Annotated in this window: 16 protein-coding genes; 8 read left to right on the top strand and 8 right to left on the bottom strand. The window is 71.1% G+C overall.

Translation table 11 applies throughout. From position 1 onward, the window contains the following. The first annotated feature begins 438 nt into the window (after positions 1-438). Positions 439-1,062, top strand: coding sequence for a hypothetical protein (locus tag QRO03_RS11085; RefSeq protein ID WP_285137556.1), 624 nt, complete (start codon positions 439-441; stop codon positions 1,060-1,062). Here QRO03_RS11085 and QRO03_RS11090 read toward each other — a convergent pair. Beyond that, positions 1,043-2,119 (bottom strand): DMT family transporter, encoded by a 1,077-nt coding sequence (locus tag QRO03_RS11090; RefSeq protein ID WP_285137557.1) that lies wholly within the window; start codon positions 2,117-2,119, stop codon positions 1,043-1,045. The genes QRO03_RS11085 and QRO03_RS11090 overlap by 20 nt on opposite strands. Before the next feature lie 71 nt (positions 2,120-2,190). Between QRO03_RS11090 and QRO03_RS11095 the strand changes: the two genes are divergently transcribed. Then, positions 2,191-3,093 carry a LysR family transcriptional regulator gene (locus QRO03_RS11095; protein ID WP_285137558.1) on the top strand — a complete coding sequence of 301 codons (903 nt, stop codon included), beginning with the start codon at positions 2,191-2,193 and terminating at the stop codon, positions 3,091-3,093. 189 nt (positions 3,094-3,282) lie between these two features. On the opposite strand, the gene QRO03_RS11100 is transcribed toward QRO03_RS11095, so the two are convergent. The 3 genes from QRO03_RS11100 to tatA form a co-directional block, all read right to left on the bottom strand. Next, positions 3,283-4,857: a DUF2079 domain-containing protein gene (locus QRO03_RS11100; protein ID WP_285137559.1), complete on the bottom strand. Its 1,575-nt coding sequence runs from the start codon at positions 4,855-4,857 to the stop codon at positions 3,283-3,285. Between the two features lie 63 nt (positions 4,858-4,920). Next, positions 4,921-5,367, bottom strand: coding sequence for a twin-arginine translocase TatA/TatE family subunit (locus QRO03_RS11105; RefSeq protein WP_285137560.1), 447 nt, complete (start codon positions 5,365-5,367; stop codon positions 4,921-4,923). A gap of 48 nt (positions 5,368-5,415) precedes the next feature. Continuing rightward, the gene (gene tatA, locus QRO03_RS11110; RefSeq protein WP_285137561.1) at positions 5,416-5,655 is read right to left on the bottom strand and encodes a twin-arginine translocase TatA/TatE family subunit; all 240 of its coding nucleotides are present in this window, start codon (positions 5,653-5,655) and stop codon (positions 5,416-5,418) included. Between the two features lie 420 nt (positions 5,656-6,075). Here tatA and QRO03_RS11115 point away from each other — a divergent pair, with 420 nt between their 5' ends. The 4 genes from QRO03_RS11115 (at position 6,076) to QRO03_RS11130 (ending at position 13,295) form a co-directional block, all read left to right on the top strand. Further along, positions 6,076-9,621, top strand: coding sequence for a PQQ-dependent sugar dehydrogenase (locus tag QRO03_RS11115; protein ID WP_285137562.1), 3,546 nt, complete (start codon positions 6,076-6,078; stop codon positions 9,619-9,621). A gap of 87 nt (positions 9,622-9,708) precedes the next feature. Continuing rightward, complete coding sequence (locus QRO03_RS11120) at positions 9,709-10,737, top strand: sugar phosphate isomerase/epimerase family protein (protein ID WP_285137563.1); 1,029 nt, start codon at positions 9,709-9,711, stop codon at positions 10,735-10,737. A gap of 17 nt (positions 10,738-10,754) precedes the next feature. Then, complete coding sequence (locus tag QRO03_RS11125) at positions 10,755-12,026, top strand: autotransporter outer membrane beta-barrel domain-containing protein (RefSeq protein ID WP_285137564.1); 1,272 nt, start codon at positions 10,755-10,757, stop codon at positions 12,024-12,026. A gap of 72 nt (positions 12,027-12,098) precedes the next feature. Then, entirely contained in the window at positions 12,099-13,295 is a 1,197-nt protein-coding gene (locus tag QRO03_RS11130; protein WP_285137565.1) for a DUF916 domain-containing protein, read from the top strand. A gap of 355 nt (positions 13,296-13,650) precedes the next feature. On the opposite strand, the gene QRO03_RS11135 is transcribed toward QRO03_RS11130, so the two are convergent. From QRO03_RS11135 to QRO03_RS11150, 4 genes are all read right to left on the bottom strand, one after another. Further along, entirely contained in the window at positions 13,651-14,400 is a 750-nt protein-coding gene (locus QRO03_RS11135; protein WP_285137566.1) for an SDR family oxidoreductase, read from the bottom strand. Positions 14,401-14,506: 106 nt separating this feature from the next. Continuing rightward, positions 14,507-15,688, bottom strand: a complete 1,182-nt coding sequence (locus tag QRO03_RS11140) for an ROK family transcriptional regulator (RefSeq protein ID WP_285137567.1) — start codon at positions 15,686-15,688, stop codon at positions 14,507-14,509. Positions 15,689-15,788: 100 nt separating this feature from the next. Continuing rightward, positions 15,789-16,841 carry an ABC transporter permease gene (locus QRO03_RS11145; protein ID WP_502883037.1) on the bottom strand — a complete coding sequence of 351 codons (1,053 nt, stop codon included), beginning with the start codon at positions 16,839-16,841 and terminating at the stop codon, positions 15,789-15,791. Then, on the bottom strand, positions 16,838-18,358 hold the full coding sequence (locus tag QRO03_RS11150; RefSeq protein ID WP_285137568.1) for a sugar ABC transporter ATP-binding protein: 1,521 nt from the start codon (positions 18,356-18,358) through the stop codon (positions 16,838-16,840). Before QRO03_RS11150 ends, QRO03_RS11145 begins: the two co-directional genes overlap by 4 nt. A gap of 265 nt (positions 18,359-18,623) precedes the next feature. Here QRO03_RS11150 and QRO03_RS11155 point away from each other — a divergent pair, with 265 nt between their 5' ends. Both QRO03_RS11155 and QRO03_RS11160 read left to right on the top strand, forming a co-directional pair. After that, the gene (locus tag QRO03_RS11155; RefSeq protein ID WP_285137569.1) at positions 18,624-19,673 is read left to right on the top strand and encodes a substrate-binding domain-containing protein; all 1,050 of its coding nucleotides are present in this window, start codon (positions 18,624-18,626) and stop codon (positions 19,671-19,673) included. Positions 19,674-19,765: 92 nt separating this feature from the next. Beyond that, positions 19,766-20,953 carry a Gfo/Idh/MocA family protein gene (locus QRO03_RS11160; protein WP_285137683.1) on the top strand — a complete coding sequence of 396 codons (1,188 nt, stop codon included), beginning with the start codon at positions 19,766-19,768 and terminating at the stop codon, positions 20,951-20,953. Positions 20,954-20,965 lie beyond the last annotated feature (12 nt).

The following is a 20,965-nucleotide window of genomic DNA, read 5'->3' on the forward strand; positions in this document are numbered from 1 at the left end:
CGGCGTCGACCGGTGGGATCGCTCAGGTCGCCCTCGACCGTCGTCACTGTAGGAGGCTTTTGTCGATACGTCTACAAAACTTGAACAATTTCTGTTAAGTACTGCCGCGTAACGCAGTGGCGATGACGCGTGCGGCCAGAGCCTGCATCCCGCGCACCCTCGTGAGCACTGGAATTCTGCCTGACGTTCTCCACGTACCTCGCGTCGACGGAGTGGCAACTTTTGCTTGACCGCGTACAGGACGCCCGTTACTGTCGCATCGAACCCGCCAAGACCGACTCGTGACAGCGACGCCACGAAGCTCCCCCGAGCCCGCGGCGACCACGCGAAACGAGGTCGTCCCTCGTTCATCGACCGGCCCGACGCCGGCCGACTCGACCCACCCGCCGACACCCGCCGGCAGCGTCACCGTTTCGACGGTGGAAGAACGGAGCACCCATGACCCCCACCTCTCGGCGCGGCCTCTCGGCCCGCATCGGCGTCGCCGCCCTCGGCGTCGGCATCCTCGCCGCCGTGGGCGGTGGCAGTGCGTTCGCGGCGGACGAGGACACCGTCGACGTGAGCGTGGAGATCGCCCCGGACGCCGAGCCCGGGACCCTCGCGCTGACCGTCGCCGCCGAGTCGGCCGTCCTCACAGAGGACGAGGCGTCGGGAACCACCCGCACCTTCTCGGGCACGCTGCCGACGGTGACGGTCATCGACACCCGCCTCGCCGAAGACGTCGATCCGGAATCGTTCTGGTACGTCATGGGGTCGATCACCGACTTCGTCGGCAACGCCGGTCAACCGGACATCGTCTCCGCCGACGCCTTCGGCTGGTATCCCTCGATCGTCGCGGGCAACCCGACGGACGGTGGCGACCAGGTCGTCGCCCCCGGCGACGACGTCGACCCCGGAACGGGCGGATTCCTCGACGCGGAGCTGCTGGCCAGCGTCGACAGCGCCGCGGATGCCGCGGGGGGCGCCTACTCGGCCACCGCCGGCCTGCTGCTGGAGACGCCCGCGTCGGTGACCCCCGGCGGCTACGCGGCCACCATCACGCTCACCCTCCTGCAGGGGTGACCCGGTCCCGACGGCCGTCCGCCGCCGGAACGGCGGCGCCGCCCGTCTCGGGTGGCGCCGCGGGAACGGCGTCGCCGCCGGTCTCGGGTGGCGCCGCGGGAACGGCGTCGCCGCCCGTCTCGGGTAACGACGGAGCGGGGCCCGTCCGCTCCCCGTTCGACGCGGCGGGCCCGCTGCGGTGGCGGCGCTCGATCGCCTGACCCGCGTAAGAGGCGGCGATGATGAGAGCGGCGCCGGCGAGACCGGGGAGCCCCACCATCTCGCCGCCGATGGCCACACCGACGGCGAGCGCCCACACCGGCTCGGTCCCCATGAGGATGCTCGCGCGCGTCGCCGACGTGCGCCGTACCGCCCACAGCTGCACCACGAAAGCGAAGACCGAGCACAGCAGCCCCAGGAAGAGCACGTTCGCCCAGCCGGATGCCGTGAGGCGACCTGCCGCCGCCGGGAGCTCGGCGCCCGCCACGGCCGACGAGGTCGCGGCGCACACGACGAGCTGAACGAGCACGACCCCGAGTGTGCTGTCGAGACGACCGCGGGTCAGGCGCGCGCTGGCCGTGACGTGGAAGGCGCGCACCACCGCGGCGGCGATGACGAGCGCATCCCCGATGGCGGGTGCGCGCAATCCGCCGCCCGACACCAGCAGCGCGACACCGACCACCGCGGCGACGGCGGCGACGAAGTACGACCTCGGAAGCCACGAGCGGGACGCGATGCTCTCGAGCACCGGGGTGAACACGAGGGCGAGGCTGATGAGCAGACCCGCATTGGTCGCCGAGGTCAGGTGCACGCCGGCGGTCTCGAGCCCGATCACCGCCGCCTGCGAGCATCCGAGGAGGGCGGCGATCGCCAGTCCCCGACCGCGCGGCATCCGTTCCCCGCGGATCAGGCAGACGACGCCGAGCGCCGCGGCGGCGACGATGAATCGCAGTGCCACGGCGGGGGCGACACCCACCTCGCCGGTCAGCTCTTTCGCAGAGAGGAAGCTCGCGCCCCACACCGCCGCCACGGCGATCAGCAGCACGTCGACGACGATCTCGGGTGGGCGACGGGTCATGAACCCACCGTCGTCCGACCGACCCGGAAGAGCAACGACAAATTTCTTCAGCATCACGTAAGTTCAGACTTATGGATGCCGCTCACCTCCGCTTGCTGCGCGAGCTCGCCGACCGCGGCAGCGTCGCCGCCGTCGCCGAGGCCCTGCACATCTCGGCATCCGCCGTGTCGCAACAGCTCGCCACCCTGCAGGCGCGCGTGCCCGTACCGCTCACGATGCGACGCGGTCGCGTCCTGGCCCTGACCCCGGCGGGCGAAGCGCTGGCGACGGCGGGCACCCGTGTCGACGAGGCGCTCACCGCCGCGCGCGAAGCGGTGGGGGCGTTCCTCGAGAGCGAGCACCGGTCCGTCCGCGTGTCGGCGTTCCACAGCGCGGGGCTGTCGCTCTTCGGTGCCCTGCTGCGCGAGCTCGACGGCATCCCCCCGTTGCACCTGAGCGACGCCGATGTGGCCCACCGCGACTTCCCGGGGCTCACCGCCGACCACGATCTCGTCATCGCCCACCGTCTGGCGCACGACGCGCCCTGGCCGCTCGACCGTGTCGTCGCGACCCCCCTCCTCGAGGAGCCCCTCGACATCGCGCTCCCGTCGGGGCATCCCCTCGCGGATCGTGAGACGGTGCACGCCGCCGACCTTGCCGATGAGCAGTGGGTGTCGGTTCACGAGGGGTTCCCCCTCGCGGGGGTGCTCGACCACGTCGCGGCGCACCTCGGCAGGCCCTTGCGCATCGCGCACCGCATCAACGAGTTCTCGGTGACCGCCGCGGTCGTGCGCGCAGGAGCCGCGATCGCCGTCATGCCCCGCACGACGACGATCCCCCTCGCCGTCGACGGCGTCGTCCTGCGCCCGCTCGCCGACCTCGACCTCGTGCGCCACGTCGACGTCCTCGCCCGCCCCGACACCCTCGCCTACGCCGCAGTGCGGCGCGTGCTGCAGGCTCTGCGTACGGTGGCGGCGGGGGCGGCGGCGGGATAGCCGCTCGAGACGGCGGGGGCGCGGGGCGCCGAGCGTGTGAGGGCCCGCGGCGCCGCTCGAGACGGTGGGGCCGCGCGGCGCCACTCGAGCCTGCGGGGGCCCGCGGCGCCGCTCGAGTCGGCGGAGGCGCTGGGCGCCGCTCGAGTCGGCCGAGGCGCGGGGCGCCGCTCGGGTCGGCGGTAGCGGCGATCAGCGGCAGGCGACCTCGTAGCCGTCGCGGGAGAAGACCTGTGCGTACTCGGCATCCGGGAACAAGAGCCGCCCCACGGCGCCGACGTCGCCCCATTCTCCGGGCGTGCCGCCGGCGATGGTATCGATGACGAGGCAGTCGGGGGCCGGGTTGTCGTTGCCGATCCAGAACACCTCGTGGTCGCTCACCAGGTAGTTCATCAACCCGATGTCGCTGACGACGCTCGCCCCCTCCGGCACCGCGGCGATCGCCGCCTGGGCGCTCGCCGCGCGCGTCGACGGCTCCCAGCCCTCGGCCTCCACCAGGGAGAACAGCGGCAGTCCGGGCAGCAGCACGACCGCCGCCGTGACCGCGACCGCGGGAGCTTGTCGGACGTAGGCCCGCATCCACGCCCAGCGCGAGGAACGCCCGCGCTCGATGGCATCCAGCAAGGCGACGAGCACGATCGGGATCAGCACGGCGCTGTAGTGCCACGTGGGCGCCCAGTAGCCGCTGTTGGTCGAGAGGAAGCGCCAGGCCAGAGTCGGGAGCAGCAGCAGTGCCACCGGCGAGCGCAGCGCGAGCCCGGCGGAACAGGCGAGGATGAGCGCCAGCGTCTCCCCCTTGGCCGGGTTGAAGAGGGCCGCCGTGTCGGCGAAGACGCTGATCGGGTCGGCTTTGTCGGCGTAGGCCCACTCGCCTCCGGGGTTCAGCGCTGGCAGCACGATCATCGTCGCGACGACGAACCAGATCGCGCCCCACGCGGCCAGACCCGCGCCCAGGCCCATGCCCGACCGGAGGAACCGGCGGACCGCGGTCGAGGTCGAGGTCGCACCGGCCGCGGGGACTTCGCGGGAGGGGATGCCGCGTTCCCGCCACGCGAGGAGGACGACGAGCAGCCCGAGCACGACCACGGTGAGGCCGAGGTCTTCTTTCACGAAGACCAGGGGGGCGCCCCAGAGACACGCCGCACGCCACCGGCGATCGAGCACCGCGACGAGGCTGAGCGTCAGGAGGGGCACCGCCAACGCGATCTCGTGGAATTGGGCATCGGCGGCGTACTGCAGACCCCACGCGAAGCCGAACGCCAGGCCGAGGGCCACGGCCGACGCCGTTCCCAGACGCGCCTTCACCGCGCGGGTGAAGACGGCCGCGGCGAGTGCGAAGCAGGCGGCCTGGATGACGAGCAGCGTGAACGCGGAGGGGAAGACGGCATAGATCGGCGCCAGTACCGCGAGCAGCGGGTGGAAGTGGTCGCCGAGCAGGTTGTAGCCGTCGCCCTTGATGGTGACGATGGGCGGCTGGAGCGCGGCGTACCGCGAGAGCAGTTGGGTGAAGATGCCGAGATCCCACGAGCGGGCGGTGTACTGCGCCCACTGCTGGGCGGCGAAGAGGACGTAGCCCGCGAACACCACGGCGAAGACGGCGACGGGGGCGGCCCACGCGCGACGGCGCCCCCACACGCGGCTCGCGACTCGTGTCGCACGCCCCGGCGCAGGGGGCCGCGACGACGCCGGAGGCGCGGCCGGGGCGGCCGGCGCCCTCGGGGCACCGGCGGGGTCACCCGGCGTGGCGGGCGCGGACGTCTGAGTCATGCGCCCATCATCGCGCACCCCTCCACCGCAGATCGAAGCGGTGAGGGGCCGGGGCCGGCTCGCTCACCGGGGAGGAGGCGTCCCGATCTCCGCGGTCGCGGGTACGGCGCCCGATACGGGCGCGAGGGGCTCCACGGCCACCGTGCGGGGCTCGGGTGCCGACCCCGACTCACGGGACTCCGGTGGCGTGGGCGGATCCGATTCGTCCACCGCGGCCGGGGCCGCGGTCGCGCCGGCGGCCGGCGGCGCTTCAGGTTCCGTGAGCAGCGCCTCCCGGATGATGCGCCGCGGATCGTACTGACGGGGGTCGAGGCGCTGCCAGTCGACGTCGGCGACCTCGGGGCCCAGCTCTTCCCGCACCCGCTCCTGTGCGGTGCGGGCCAGGCGTCGCACCTGCTGGATCGTCCGGCGCAGCGACTCCGCGGCCGCCGGCAGGCGCTCCGGCCCGATGATCATCACGGCGATCAGGCCGATGAGCATCAGCTTCTCGATCGTCAGGCCGAAGGTCACGGGGCCGCCCTCCGTCTCACTGCGGAGTCGTGCGAGCGCATCGCCGCGTCAGCGCGTCGGCGGCGAGTCGGCGGCGACCCCGTCGATGCGGGCGTCTGCGACGCCGGCGGGGGACGTGGGTGCGTCGGAGGCGGCGTCCTCCTCCTTCATCGCCTTGATCTCGCCGCGGAACACGCGGGCCGACTTGCCCACGCTCTGCGCGAGGGCGGGGAGTTTGGCGGCACCGAAGAGCAGCAGGATCACCGCCAGCACGATCAGCAGATGCCATCCGGTCAGTCCATGGAGCATGAGGCCTCCTCGGCCGTGCCGACGTCATTGCCGGCGATGGGGATCGGCGCGGGGGACGCACCGTCGGCGATGCTAGTCCGCGACGATGCTGAATCACAAGCTCTGCGTTGGACGCACTTTTGTTGAACACACAATGCGCACCTTTTGATTGACCTATGGAAAAACATCGGTCAAGATGACCAACGAGTGACATCGCCGACCATGCGAACGACTCATCCCCCCGGAGTCCACCGAGATCCGCCACGCAGAGGCGGCGATCGGCGACCCATCCGAACTCGATGAAGAGCGGAGGAAGGTACCCGCGTGTGGCCGACAGCCACCGCACGATGAGCCCGGGCCGCCACGAAACAGTCGTTGAGACCGACCGTGTGGCGACCCGGTGAAAACAACTCGCACGCATTCACAGGAGCTGTATTCACGATGAACTCTACTTCTCGGCATCCGGCCGTCCGGGCCCGGTTGACGGCGGTCCTCGCGGCCACCGCACTGGGCCTGGGCGCCATCGCCGCGGCCCCCGCACCAGCCTTCGCCCACGAGGGCCACGACCACGGGACCGATCCCGTCATCACCGATCCCGGTGGCGACCACGGCGACCCGACCGACCCCGGCACCCCGGATCCCGGCGACACCGGTGAAGACGGCGGCGCCCTCGACTGGAGCAACTACGAGCGCGTCCTCCTCACGAAGAACGTGGGTGAGCCGATCGACCTCGCGGTGCTCCCCGACAAGCGCGTCCTGCACACCGCCCGCAACGGCGACGTGCGCCTGACCGACCCGGCCACCGGCGTCACGCGCGTCACCAACACCCTCGACGTCTACGCCAACTCCGAGGACGGCCTCCAGACGGTCGCCATCGACCCCGACTTCGAGGACAACGGCTGGGTCTACCTCGTCTACTCCCCGCGCGACGCGGACGGCGACGGCGTGGCCGACACCCCCACCGGTAACGCGCCGAACACGCTGCCCGCCGGCGCCGACGAGTCCTACTGGGACCAGTGGGTGGGCGTGAACCGCCTCGCCCGTTTCCAGTGGACCGGCGACCAGCTCGACCTGTCGACCGAGCAGACCATCCTCGACGTCGAGGTCCAGCGCGGGCAGTGCTGCCACGTGGGCGCCGACATCGGCTTCGACGCCGACGGCAACCTCTACCTGAGCACGGGCGACAACACCCCGGCGTCCACCCCGGGTGCGAACGGCTTCGCCCCCAACAACGACGCTCCGGGCTTCAATCCCGGCTTCGACTCGCGTCGCGGCGCCGGCAACACCAATGATCTCCGCGGCAAGATCCTGCGCATCCACGTCGAGGACGACGGGTCGTACACGATCCCCGAGGGCAACCTCTTCGCCCCCGGAACCGAGCTCACCCGCCCGGAGATCTTCGTGATGGGCGTGCGCAACCCGTTCCGCATCGAGGTCGACATCGAGACCAACTCGCTGTCGTGGGGCGACTACGGCCCCGACGCGACGAAGGCCGTCGCACAGACCGCGGGCCGCGGGCCCATGGGCCTGGTGGAGTGGAACGCCATCAGCCTCGACGAGCCGCAGAACGCCGGCTGGCCCTACGTGCACGCCGACAACCAGGCGTACAACGACTGGGACTTCGCCACCGCCACCCCCGGCGCGTTCTTCGACCCGCAGAACCTCAAGAACGAATCGCGCTGGAACACCGGTCTGACGGACCTGCCGCCCGCGCAGCCCGCGACCCTCTGGTACGGCGACAACCCCGGCGACCAGCCGTGGGACGAGCTGGTGAACTTCGGGGCCGGCAGCGGCCAGGGCCCGATGGGCGGACCCGTCTACCACTACGACGAGTCGAACCCCTCGACCACGAAGCTCCCCCGTCACTGGGACGGCAAGGCGTTCATGGGCGAGTTCTCGCAGGACTACATCGCCTCGTTCACGCTGGACTGGGATGCCTTCGAGGTCACCGACATCGAGGACTTCCTGCCCAACGCGGCCCTGTCGACGCTGGGCCAGCCCACGCACGACAACCCGATGGACATGGAGATCGGTCCCGACGGATCGATGTACGTGCTCGACTACGGTGACGGCTTCTTCCGTGCGAACCCGGATGCCGGGCTCTACCGCATCGACTACGTCGCCGGCAACAAGTCGCCTCAGGCGCGCTTCACCGCCACGCCCACCTCGTCGTCGCAGGCTCCCCTCACGGTGCAGTTCGACGCCGCGGCATCCACCGACCCCGACGGCGACGCCCTCACCTACGAGTGGGACTTCGACGGCAACGGGACCTTCGACGCCACCGGCGTGACCGCCTCGTACACCTACACGGAGCTCGGCAACTACACCGCGCGCCTGCGGGTCTCCGACGCGGGCGGACGCTTCGGACTGACCTCGCGCACCATCTCGGTGGGCAACCAGGCACCCGAGGTGAAGGTGGAGTTCCCCGGTAACGGCGCGTTCTTCGACTGGGGTCAGGCCATCCCGTTCAAGGTGACCACCACGGACGCCGAAGACGGCACCGCCACCGACTGCGCCCGAGTGACGTGGACGTACGGTCTCGGCCACGACGAGCACGCCCACCCCGAGGTCTCGGGAACGGGTTGCACGGGTGTCTTCCGCACCGACCCGAACTCGCCCGAGCACGGCCCCGGTGCCCTGCTCTACGGCGCGGTCGTGGTCACCTACTCCGACCGCGGCGCCAACGGTCTGCCCGCGGCCACCGGTGAGGCGACCGTTCGCCTGAACCCGAAGCTGCAGCAGGCCGAGCACGCCATCCGCCGCCAGGGTGTCGCCACCTACGCCGACACCGACGCGTCGGGCGGCAACGCCATCCGCGGCCTCGGCCAGGGCGACTTCCTCGCCTTCGACCCGGTGAACCTCGCCGGTATCGACGGTGCGGTCGTTCGGGCCACCGGTGCGGGCGAGGTCCAGCTGCGCTGGGGCGCCGCCGACGCCGAGCCCTTCGCCACGGCGAAGATCCCCGGAGGCAACGGCTGGAAGGACGTGCAGGTCGCGTTCGACGCCCCCGAGGGCACCGGCGCGCTGTACGTCACCTCGCGTGACGAGCTCGCCGTCGACTCGCTGACCATGGTCGGCGACGGCGTGGGCGACGTGACGGCTCCCACGGTGGCTCACACCCTCGCCCCCGCCGCCCCCACGGGTGTCGGCGGCGTGTTCAACGAGCCGGTCCGCTTCTCGGTGCAGGCCGCCGACAACGGCACGCTCGCCAGCGTCCAGTACTCGCGCGACAACGGCACGACCTGGACCAACCTCGCCGCCAACCAGCAGTACGGCGTGACGTTCGACCAGAACGGCACGTACGACCTCCGCTACCGCGCCACCGACACCGGCGGCAACGTGTCGGAGCTGGGTTCGGTGTCGTTCACGATCGACCTCGACGCTCCCAACGAGCCGACGGTCGACACGCGGACGATGGTCACGCTCGCCTCCCCGCGTGTCACCTACGGCGCCCCCGGCGACGTGACGGTGGCGGTGCGCGGCGAGGGCGGCGCACCCACGGGTGAGGTCGTGCTGACGGTGGGCGAGAACGAGATCGCCCGCGGAACGCTGGATGCCGACGGCAACGCCGTCATCGCCCTGCCCGCCGACCTGCCGGTCGGCACGCACACCCTGCGTGCCACCTACGGCGCCGACGAGACCTTCAAGGGCTCGGCCGGCATCGGTCGCCTCACCGTGTCGCAAGCGCGCTCGACGACCACGGTCGCCGTCTCGCCCACGCCGGTGAAGCCCGCCGTGGCGGCCGTCGCCACGGTCCAGGTGGTTTCGTCGACGGGCATCGTCCCGACCGGCGACGCCACGGTGACGATCCGCCGCAACAACGCGGTCGTCGCCACCCTCACCGGAACGCTCGGCGCAGACGGCACCGTCCAGGTGACCCTGCCCAAGCTCAGCACGGTGGGCGCCTACCAGGTGCAGGCGTCCTACACCGGGTCGACCGGCATCGCGAAGAGCAGCGGCAGCACCAGCCTGACCGTCCAGAAGTAACACCCCGGTGGGGGTCGCGCAGCTGCGGCCCCCACCACACCCTCGGCCGTCCCCGGCATCGGGGCGGACCCACCTCGAAGGAGAGTCATGAGTCACCACCACGACCACGCGCACCCCACGGTGCCGGATCGGCCCATGAGCCGTCGCACGCTGCTGAAGGCCCTGGCGGCGTCGTCCGTCGCCGTCGGCATCGGCGCCGCCGCCATGCCCACCGCAGCCTCCGCATCCACCGCCTTCGGCGCCCGTGCCGCGGCCGCCGCTCCCCCGGTCAGCGCCGGCAAGCGCCTCGTCCCGGTCAACCGCATCGGCATCCAGCTCTTCACCGTCCGCGACAAGGTCAGCTCGCTGGGCTTCCGCGCGGTGTTCGAAGAGCTCGCCCGCATCGGCTACTCGGAGATCGAGTTCGCCGGCTACACGCAGGGCCAGGTCGGCGCGATCACCCCGCAGCAGATCCGTCAGCTGCTCGACGACAACGGGCTGCGCGCGACCGGTGCGCACGTCAACCTCAACCCGAACAACATCGACCAGCAGCTCGAGATCGCCAACGTGCTCGGCATGCCGCACCTCGGGCAGGGCGGCCCCATCGCCGGCGGCTACGGCGGACCCATCGCCAAGGACGCCTGGATGCAGGCCATCGGCACGTGGAACCAGATGGGCGACAAGGGTCGGGCAGCCGGCATCAAGCTCTACCTGCACAACCACGCCCAGGAGTGGGGCTTCACGACCGACACCAACGAGCGCGTCTACGACCTGTACTGGCAGCACCTGAACCCCGAGACGGTGTTCTTCGAGATGGACGTCTACTGGGCGCACGTCGGAAAGCACCTGTACCCGGGCTTCGAGCCGATCGACTACATCAAGCGCGACCCGCGACGCTTCCCGATCCTGCACCTGAAGGACGGGAAGCTGAACCCGAACAGCCCCAACGGCTACGACATCGTCGAGTTCGGCGCCGGGAACATCGACTACACGGCGTTCCTGTCGCAGCTGCGTGACCGCGGCCAGCGCTTCGGCATGTTCGAGCAGGACAACGCCTCCACGGTGCCGGTCAACCCGGGCAACTCGCTGGCGAACGCCGACCGCAGCTACGACAACATCGCAGCCCTGCGCGGCTGAGCGACGAGGAAGATCACATGAACAAGATCACCAAACTCACCACCGTCGGCCTCCTCGTCATCGGGGGAAGCGTCGTCGCCGTCCCCGCGTACGCGGCCGACCTCACCTGCACCGACGACCTGGGCAGCCAGACCGTCTCGGGCAACCTGCTGGTCCCCAGCGGCGCCGACTGCGTCCTGGGCGGCGCGACCGTCGAGGGCGACATCGTCGTGGAGGAGGGCGGCTGGCTGGATGCCACCTCCGTCACCGTCACGGGAGACGTCATCGCCACCGACGCGTACGGTGTCTCGCTCGACGGCACCAGCGTCGAGGGCGACATCAGCGCCTACTCGGCCGACACCACCGTGGGCTTCCTCTACGTCAACGACCTGCGCGTCGGCGGGTCGGTTGCGGCCGGCGGAATCGACGTGGAGGTCGTGGACAGCGCGATCACCGGCTCGCTGCTCACGCAGCAGGCGAACTACGTCGACATCGTCCGCACCTCGGTCGGCGGCGACGTGTCGGTCGACCGCTCCGGCTGGGGCGTGTCGATGACGGGTGCGGTCGTGCAGGGCGACGTCACCGTGAGCGGCAGCTCGCGCGACGTGCTCGTGGGCGCCACCGCCGACGGCGGCAGCGACGCGTTCGCCAACACCATCGGCGGCGGCCTGTCGCTCACGGGCAACTCGGCCAACCTGCGCGTGGCGAACACCACCGTGTACGGCGCCGTCGCGCTCGACGCGAACACCCCCGCCGCCGTGTTCGGCGCCGGCGTCCGCGCGGGCTCGACGACGGGCGACTACACCGGCGAGGCGCCGACCGCGCCGCCGGCCGGTGACCAGTCGATCGCCGTGACCGTGCCCGAACAGGGCTCGGGCGAGCTGACGTGGGCGATCGAGGGCACGTCGCGCCTCGTCGACCTCGGGGTGGCCGAGCAGGAGCTCGACCACTTCCACGCCGAGGGCGAGATCATCCCGATCCGCATCCAGGACACCCGCGCCGGCAACCCCGGATGGTCGCTGACCGCCCAGGTGTCGGACTTCACCGCCGGTGGCGAGCAGGTGTCGAGCAAGTACCTCGGCTGGACGCCCGAAGTGATCGAGAACGCGGGCGACGCGATCGCCGGCGCTCCCGTGCCCTCGGGCTTCGACGAGGGCGAGGGCCTCTCGGTCGCTCGCACGCTGGCCTCGGCGAACGAGGGCCACGCGCGTGGCAGCTCGCTCGTGGGCGCCGACCTGGATCTCAAGCTCCCGCTCGAGACCCCCCGCGGCACCTACACCGCGACCGTGACGCTGACCGCCCTCAGCTGATCCCCTCCCGTCGGGGTCGCGCTCCTCGGAGCGCGGCCCCGACGGACCCCCTTCGAACCGAAAGCCACGCCCATGTCCCAGGCGATCACCTCCCCCGTCCGACTCCTCCTGTCCCTTCTCGCCGCCCTCGCCCTTCTGCTGGGCACGCCGGTGGCCGCGTCCGCGGCCGCGGCTCCCCTCGCCGTCTCCGGCGCCGCCGCCGAAGACCCCGCCGCTCCTTCCGCCGACACCACGGTGACGTGGAGCGTGAAGCCTGCCGACACCGCGCAGGGCCGCGACCGCCCGAACTACGCCTACGACCTGCAGCCGGGCGGCACGGTGGGCGACGCGCTCTACGTCGCGAACCGCAGCCCGCAGCCGATCACGCTGTCGGTGTACGCCGCAGACGGCTTCCTCACCGAAGACGGCTCGCTCGACATCCTCGCCGGCGGCGTGGCATCCACCGACCTCGGCAGCTGGGTGCAGGTCGAGGCCCCCGAGCTCACCCTCGACAGCGGCGCGAGCGCCGAGGTCCCCTTCCTCATCACGGTTCCCGCCGACGCTCCCCCGGGCGACTACGCCGCGGGTGTCGTGGCATCCATGCGGGTCACCGCGGACAACGGCACCATCACCGAGCGACGCCTCGGCTCCCGCGTGCACCTGCGCGTGCTGGGCGATCTCGCGCCGGCCCTGACCGTGGGCGACGTCGTCGTCGATTACCACGGCACGGCCAACCCGGTCGAGGCGGGCTCGGCCACCGTGACCTACACCCTCACCAACACCGGCAACACGCGCCTCGACCCCGCCGTCGACGTCGCCCTCGGCGGTCCCTTCGGTCTTGCGGCCGTGAGCGCCGCCGACGACGCCCCGGAGCTGCTGCCCGGCAGCTCCCTGCAGCGAACGGTCGAGGTCGCCGGAGTGGTGCCGCTGGGCCTGCTCGCCGCCGACGTGACCGCCACCTCGCAGGTCGTCTCGCGGACCCTCGCCGGCGCCGAACCCTCCGCCCTCGACCCGCTCGTGTCGGAGGGGGCGGCGGCCACGGCCGCGATGCCGTGGACGGTCCTCGCGATCCTCGCCGCGCTCGCGCTCTTCATCGTCTGGCGTGTCGTCGCCGCGCGTCGTCGCAAGGCCGCCCATGCGCGCGAACTCGCCGCCGCGGTGGCCGCGGCCCGCGCCGAGTCGTCTGGCGCCGGTGCAGAGCGCGAGCCTGTGCCCGCCGGGGCGATGCCCGCCGCGGATTCCTCGACGGACACCGTCGACACCGAGCGGGACGCACCCCGCTCGACCTGAGGCCCGCTCGCGGCGCGGAGAGGGACACTCCGCGCCGCGGGCGATCTACGCCGCCCGGCGCGCTCTGGCGCGTCGGGCGTTTGCGGTGCACCGCAGCTCGCAGAAAGGCGCGATGCTCGCAGCATCCCTCCCGAATCCTGCGAGGAACGTGCCGATCGGCGAGAGACGCCGCCCAACGGCGCCCCCGGGTTTCGGCCGTCAGGCAGCCCCGGGGGGCGGAGCGCGGCGCACCGCAGCTCGCAGAAACGCGCGATGCTCGCAGCATCCCTCCCGAATCCTGCGAGGAACGTGCCGATTTGCGCGAAGCCGAACCCGAGGGGCGCTCCGACGGCCCGCTTCTCACCGGGGCGTCAGCTCAGCGTGGAACGCCGGCACTCCGCAGCCACTCGGAGAACGTCACGACGCCCCGCCGCACCTCATCCGTCCCACGCAAGCGCCCGGAAGCCATCGCGGCGCCCATCCGGCCGGGAAGGGCGATCTGCCGCGCCGGGCGGCGAGACCCGTCCTGAGCGAGCACGGCGCGGACCATGTCCCAGAGGATCTCGTCGCGCGGCCCGACGAGATCCGTCGCCCGACCCGCCGGATCGCCCTCCGCCACGCGGACGAGTTCTCCGGCGACCTCGTGCGCCGCCACCGGCCGCAGGCGCGCTTTCGGGACGATCACGACCGGCCCGAATGCACCGCGCGAGACCGTCTGCCGGGCGAACTCGTGGAACTGCGCGGCCCGCAGCACGGTGTGCGGAAGGATGCCCGTCTCCACGGCCCGCTCGTGTGCGAGTTTCGCGCCGTAGTAGGAGGAGTCCACGCCGTCGATGCCGACGATCGACAGCGCCACCAGATGCGGAACCCCCGCTCGCGCGCCCGAACGGTGCAGCGTGTCCGAGGTGGCCTCGAAGAAGCGCGTCGCGCGTCGCCGCGAAAGAGTCTGGATGCCGAGGACGTCGACGATCGCGTCGACCCCGGCGAGAGCAGCGGAGACGTCGCCGCTCGTGAGGTCGTGCCCTGCGCGGCGGGACAGCAGCACGAGGCGGTGGCCCCGCTCTCGTGCCACGTCGACGACGTACCGGCCGACGGTGCCGGTCGCACCCGCGACGGCGATCTTCATCCGATGCTCCGCGTCACGAGCTCATCCTGGCAGTGACGCTCGGCCCTGGGGCCGCGATCGTTCGACCGCGGAGCAACGGTGCGTGCGAAGGGTGGAGCCCCGCCGGTCAGGCCCGCAGGAACGCGGCGTTCAACGACTCGGGGGCGAGCGCGTGCTCGACGGCGAGCATGCTCGCGCCGATGACCGCGGCGTTCTCCGCCGCCACGGACTGCACGATCGAGAGGTACTCGGTGGCCAGAGGCGTGGAGCGGGTGTAGACGACCTCGCGCACGCCCGCGATCAGGTGCTCGCCGACCCGTGCCATCGAGCCGCCGATGGCGATCACCGACGGGTTCATGAGGCTGACGCACGTCGTGAGCACCTCGCCGATGTCGCGACCAGCCTGGCGCACCGCCTGGATCGCGTCGATGTTGCCGCGCTTGACGAGGTCGACGACGTCGGAGCCGGTGTGCGCCTCGATCCCCTGCGCGCGCAGGGCGCGGGCGATGGCGGGACCGGATGCCAGGGCCTCGAGGCAGCCGCGGTTGCCGCACTGGCACGGGATGTCGGCGCCGCGCGCGACCTGCACGTGACCGATGTCACCGGCGATGCCCTGGGCGCCGCGCTGCAGACGACCGTCGGAGATGATGCCGGTGCCGATCCCGGTGGCGACCTTGACGAACATGAAGTGCTCGACGGCGGGCCAGGCGACGCTGCGTTCGCCGAGCGCCATGATGTTGACGTCGTTGTCGACGAGCACGGGAACCGGCATGTGGCGGTTGATCCAGCCGGGGATGTCGAAGCGGTCCCAGCCGGGCATGATCGGGGGGTTCACGGGTTGGCCCGTGGAGTGCTCGACGGGACCGGGGACGCCGATGCCCATCGCGGCGACGTCGGAGGCCGAGCGTCCCGACTCGGTGAGGAGGACGGATGCCGTCTCGACGAGCCAGGTGAGCACGGGCTCGGGGCCGAGGGCGATGTCGATCTCGCCGGTCTTCTCCGACAGCACCTTGCCCGTGAGGTCGGCGATGGCGACCGTGCCGTGCGAGGCGCCGAGGTCGACGGCGACGACGACCTTCGCGGCGGGGTTGATCGCGAACTGCGACGGCGGACGACCGCCGGTGGACACCGCGTCGGCGACCGGCGTGATGAGACCCATCCGCATGAGCTCGTCGACGCGCACGGCGACGGTGGACCTCGCCAGGCCGGTGGACTTGGCCAGTTCCGCGCGGGTGCGCGGGACCCCGTCTCGCAGCAGCTGGAACAACTGGCTCACGCCGTTGACCGACTGCACGGAATCTGTCGTCATCCTCTTCACGCCCTCAGTACACCATTAGTTGACATGCGTTCGATCCACATGCCGAAGGCGGCTACGCACATTACGCAGCCGCCGACGGCACAAGGTTTCGTCAGCTCCGTCCGGGAGGGCGGGAGAAGCGCTGCTGCAGCAGCACCGCGACCACGATGATGACACCTTTCGCCACCGCCTGGACCGAAGAGGACAGGTTGTTCTGAATGAACACGTTCGTGAGCGTCGCGAAGATCAGCACGCCGAAGACGGTGCCGGTGATCGTGCCGCGGCCGCCCACGAGGAGCGTCCCTCCGACGACCACGGCCGCGATCACGTCGAGCTCGAGGAGCTGACCGTTGGTCGAGCTGCCCGCGGTGGTGCGTCCGAGGAACATCACACCGGCGATGCCGGAGGCGAGGCCCACGAGCACGTAGAGCCACATGACGTGACGCTTGACGTTGATGCCCGCCAGGCGAGCGGCCTCGCGGTTGCCGCCGATGGCGATGGTGCGACGACCGAAGGTGGTGCGGTTCAGCAGCACCCAGCCGAGCACCGCCACGATCGCGAAGATCCAGACGAGCATGTTCACCCCGAGGATGTCGGAGTTCATGAAGGTGATGAAGCTGCGGTCCTCGACGACGAGCGTGCGGCGCTCGGCGAGGATCTCGGCGAGACCTCGCGCCCCCACGAGCATCGCCAGTGTCGCCATGAACGCCACGACGTTGCCGTACGCGATGACGATGCCGTTGATCAGGCCCGCGAAGGCGCCCACGGCGAGCGCGAAGATCACGAAGACGATCCAGTGCATCGAATCGGCGAGGTCCTGCACGACGGCGAGCGTGCCGACGACGGATGCCAGACCCACGACGGATCCGACGGACAGGTCGATGCCGCCGGCGATGATGACGAGGGTCATCGCGATGGCCACGACTCCCGTGATCGAGGCCTGGCGGAGGATCACGAAGATGTTGTCGACCGTGAGGAAGGTCCCCGGGGCCGAGATGGCGCCGACGATCATCATCACGACGAGGGCGACGACGAGGCCGATGTTGCGGCCGGCGGAGCCGGAGAAGAACGCCCGCACGGGCGATGTCGATGAGGGGGCGGCCGGCGCAGCGCCGGCCTCGGCGGGAACCGTGCGCACACGGGTCGGGGTGGTCGGCTCGCTCACGCGGCGGATCCTTTCATGACGAGGTCGAGCACGCCGTGCTCGTCGATCTGGTGGGAGGGGAGCGTGCGGAGGATCTGGCCGTCGGCCACGACGAGCACGACGTCGGCGAGGCCCAGGACTTCTTCGATCTCGCTCGAGACCACGACGACGGCGTTGCCGGCGGCGGCGAGGTCGCGGATGAGCGCGTAGATCTCGGCGCGGGCGCCGACGTCGACGCCGCGGGTGGGCTCGTCGAGCAGCAGCACCTCGGTGCCGTGGATGAGCCAGCGGGCGAGGAGGATCTTCTGCTGGTTACCGCCGGAGAGGGTGCGCGCCGCACGGTCGGGGTCGGCCGGGCGCAGCTCGAGGGCCTCGATCTGCTGTTCGGCGACGCGTCGAGCGGAGCGGTCGTCGAGGAACCCGCCCTTGGCGAAGCGCGACATCGACGCGAGCGTGGCGTTGACGTAGATCGGCTCGTCGAGCACGAGGCCCTGGCTCTTGCGCTCCTCCGGCGAGAGGCCGACGCCGGCGCGGACCGCGGCGAACACCGACCCGCGCGGCAGCGGGCGTCCCTTGACGCTGACGCTGCCGTTCGAAGAACGGCGGGCGCCGTACACCGTCTCGAGGATCTCGGAGCGCCCGGAGCCGACGAGTCCGGCGAGTCCGACCACCTCTCCCGCGCGCACGGTGAAGGAGACGTCGGAGAAGACTCCCGAAAGGGCGAGGTCCTTCACCTCGAGCACGACGGGGGCGTCGGCGGCGATCGGCGCACGCTCGGGGAAGACGTTGGTGATCTCACGGCCGGTCATGAGGCGGATGAGCTCGGACTTCGGCGTCTCGGCGGCGGGGAGTCCCACCGCCGTCGTGCGACCGTCCTTGAGGACGGTGATGCGGTCGCCGATCTCGCGGATCTCCTCGAGGCGGTGGGTGATGTAGACGACCGCGATGCCCTCGGCGGTCAGCTCCCGCACCACGGCGAAGAGGTTCTTCACCTCTTCGCTGTCGAGCACGGCCGACGGCTCGTCCATGATGATGAGCTTGATGTCGTGCGACAGCGCGCGCGCCATGCTCACGATCTGCTTGTTGGCGGCGCTGAGCGAGCCGACCTCGGTGTGTGGCGAGAGGCTCGCGTGCCCGAGACGGCGCAGCAGATCGGTCGTCTGTCGCGCCGCCGCGGAGCGCTTCGTGAAGCCGCCGCGGGCGAGCTCGTGTCCGAGGAAGATGTTCTCAGCGATCGTGAGGCCGTCGACGACGTCGAGCTCCTGGTACATCGTGGCGATGCCCAGGTCGATCGCCGCCTGCGGGTCGGCGATCTCGACGCCCTCCCCCTGCCAGGTGATCGTGCCGCCGTCGGGACGGTGCACGCCGGCGAGCGTCTTGATGAGGGTGGATTTGCCCGCGCCGTTCTGGCCGAGCACGCAGTGCACCTCACCGGGGCGCACTTCGAGGTCGACGCCGCGCAGGGCGTGTACCCCGGCGAAGGACTTCGTGACGCCGCGGACTTCGAGTAATGACGACGCATGGTCAACTTTGATCACGGAGCGAACATAACACGCGACATCTCCGACGTGCGACACGCATAAATGCGTTGGCACCGAGACCGCCGCCCCCGGCGATCGCCGACGGAGGGGGCAGTAGTACCGGCCCTCGCGAGGTTGCCACCCACTTTTATCGGCTTGATATCAAAAGTTGACTACCAAACCGATACTTCTGCTAGCGTGAGCCGCGTCAGAGTGGACCCTTCCTTCGGGACGACCCGCGTCCGCGACGACCCCCGCTGCATCACATTCAAGGAGGAAGTACATGCGCTCACAGATGAAGTCGCGTTCCCGTCTCGTTCTCACCGGTGTCGCCGTGCTCGCGTCGGTCGGCCTGCTCGCCGGTTGCACGAGCTCCAACACCGACGCCGAGAACGTCGTCGACCAGGGCACCAGCACCGAGGAGAACGCCGCCGCCGGCGACACCGTCACGATCGGCTTCTCCGGCCCCGCCGCCGACCACGGATGGCTCGGAGCCATCAACTCCGGCGCGCTCGCCGCCGCCGAGAGCTTCCCCGACGTCGACCTGCAGGTCGCCGAGGGCACCAACGACGTCAACGCGCAGATCGCCGCCGTCGAGACCTTCATCAACAACGGCGTGGACGCCATCGTTCTGCTCCCCAGTGACGGTGCCGCCCTCACCGAGGTCGCGATCAAGGCGATGGAGGCCGGCATCCCGGTCATCAACGTCGACCGCGAGTTCTCGAGCCCCTTCGCCGCTCGTTCGACCGTGCTCGGTGACAACTACGGCATGGGCGTCAGCGCCGGCACGTACATCTGCTCGCAGCTCGAGGGCAACAGCGACGCCGTCGTCGCCGAGATCGCCGGCATCGACTCGCTGCCGCTGACCCAGGACCGCTCGGCGGGCTTCGCCGACGCCCTGTCGGACTGCGGTCTCGAGGTCGGCCCGCGCGTCGCCGCCGACTTCACCGTGCAGGGCGGCGAGTCGTCCACCTCGCAGCTGCTCTCGGCCAACCCGAAGATCGACGCCATCTGGAACCACGACGACGACCAGGGCATCGGCGTGCTCGCCGCCATCACGGCGTCGGGTCGCGACGAGTTCTTCATGGTCGGCGGCGCCGGTAGCCGCAACGCCATGGAGGCCATCGAGGCCGGAGACACCCCGCTGCAGGCGACGGTCATCTACCCCTCGACGCAGGCCGCCGACGGCATCGCCCTCGCGCGTCTCATCGCCCAGGGCAAGACCGCGGGTGACCTCATCACCCCGAGCGTTCCCAACCGCATCGTGCTCGACGCGCCGGTCGTGACCAAGGACAACGTGGCGTCCTTCATCGATCTGTCGTTCGAGTCCTGACCCGGTTCGGGGCGTCCGCGCTCGTCGCGGGCGCCCCGTCCTCGTTCCCCCCACAGAAAGACCTCATCGTGACCCAGCACCTTCGCATCGCCATGATCGGCGCGGGATTCATGGGCGCCGCGCACTCCCAGGGATGGCGCGTCGCTCCCCGCTTCTTCGATCTCCCCCTCGCCCCCGAGATGAGCGTCCTCGTCGGACGCGACGCCGCCCGCACCCGGGCCGCGTCCGAGACGTGGGGATGGGCCGAGAGCTCGACCGACTGGCGCGAGGTGCTCGAGCGCGACGACATCGACGTCGTCGACATCGTCACCCCCGGCGACACCCACGCCGAGATCGCCATCGCCGCCCTCGAGGCCGGCAAGCACGTGCTCTGCGAGAAGCCCCTCGCCAACACCGTCGACGAAGCCCGACGGATGGCGGATGCCGCGGCTGCCGCCGCCGCGAACGGCGTCCGGTCGATGGTGGGCTTCACCTACCGCCGCCTCCCCGCGACCACCTTCGCGCGCGACCTCATCGCCGCCGGCCGCCTCGGCGACATCCGCCAGGTGCGCGCCGAGTACCTCCAGGACTGGTTGAGCGATGCCGAAGCGCCCCTCACGTGGCGTCTGCAGAAGGACCGCGCCGGTTCCGGCGCCCTCGGCGACATCGGCGCCCACGCCGTCGACATCACCGAGTTCATGACCGGACAGCGCCTCACCCGCGTCGCGGGCGTCCTCGAGACGATCGTCGCCGAACGCCCCGTGCTCGCGGCGTCGTCGGGCCTGTCGGGTTCGGCCGGCGCCGGACGCGGCGCCGTCACCGTCGACGATCTCGCCCTGTTCACCGGACGCCTGGAGTCCGGTGCCCTCGCCTCGTTCGAGGCGTCCCGCTTCCGCCTCGGCCGCAAGAACGCCCTGCGCGTCGAGATCGCCGGCTCGCTCGGCTCCCTCTCGTTCGACCTCGAGAGCCCCAACGAACTGCAGTACTACGACGCGACCCTCCCCGACACCGAACAGGGCTTCCGCCGCATCCTCGTCACCGAGCCCGGGCACCCCTACGTCGGCGCCTGGTGGCCCACCGGCCACATGCTGGGCTACGAGCACGGCTTCTCGCACCAGGCGAAGGACTTCGTCGAGGCGGTCGCCGCGGGCCTCGACCCCCGTCCCTCGTTCGCCGACGGACTCCACGTCCAGGAGGTGCTGGACGCCGTCGCGCGCAGCTCCGACGCCGACGGCGTCTGGACGGGCGTCGAGTCGCCGTCGGTCGTCGCTTCCGCCGAGCGCGTGCTCGCGGCATCCTGAATCGCATCCCCG

Origin of the sequence: Microbacterium sp. lyk4-40-TSB-66 (assembly GCF_030209475.1) — a bacterium.
In the GTDB taxonomy this organism is placed as follows: Bacteria; Actinomycetota; Actinomycetes; order Actinomycetales; family Microbacteriaceae; genus Microbacterium.

Coding starts and splice junctions, on each gene's coding strand:
- QRO03_RS11135 (WP_285137566.1), bottom strand. CDS start 14,400: ATGAAGATCGCCGTCGCGGGTGCGACCGGCACCGTCGGCCGGTACGTC.
- QRO03_RS11160 (WP_285137683.1), top strand. CDS start 19,766: ATGATCGGCGCGGGATTCATGGGCGCCGCGCACTCCCAGGGATGGCGC.
- tatA (WP_285137561.1), bottom strand. CDS start 5,655: ATGCTCCATGGACTGACCGGATGGCATCTGCTGATCGTGCTGGCGGTG.
- QRO03_RS11095 (WP_285137558.1), top strand. CDS start 2,191: ATGGATGCCGCTCACCTCCGCTTGCTGCGCGAGCTCGCCGACCGCGGC.
- QRO03_RS11120 (WP_285137563.1), top strand. CDS start 9,709: ATGAGTCACCACCACGACCACGCGCACCCCACGGTGCCGGATCGGCCC.
- QRO03_RS11155 (WP_285137569.1), top strand. CDS start 18,624: ATGCGCTCACAGATGAAGTCGCGTTCCCGTCTCGTTCTCACCGGTGTC.
- QRO03_RS11100 (WP_285137559.1), bottom strand. CDS start 4,857: ATGACTCAGACGTCCGCGCCCGCCACGCCGGGTGACCCCGCCGGTGCC.
- QRO03_RS11085 (WP_285137556.1), top strand. CDS start 439: ATGACCCCCACCTCTCGGCGCGGCCTCTCGGCCCGCATCGGCGTCGCC.
- QRO03_RS11090 (WP_285137557.1), bottom strand. CDS start 2,119: ATGACCCGTCGCCCACCCGAGATCGTCGTCGACGTGCTGCTGATCGCC.
- QRO03_RS11115 (WP_285137562.1), top strand. CDS start 6,076: ATGAACTCTACTTCTCGGCATCCGGCCGTCCGGGCCCGGTTGACGGCG.
- QRO03_RS11130 (WP_285137565.1), top strand. CDS start 12,099: ATGTCCCAGGCGATCACCTCCCCCGTCCGACTCCTCCTGTCCCTTCTC.
- QRO03_RS11125 (WP_285137564.1), top strand. CDS start 10,755: ATGAACAAGATCACCAAACTCACCACCGTCGGCCTCCTCGTCATCGGG.
- QRO03_RS11140 (WP_285137567.1), bottom strand. CDS start 15,688: ATGACGACAGATTCCGTGCAGTCGGTCAACGGCGTGAGCCAGTTGTTC.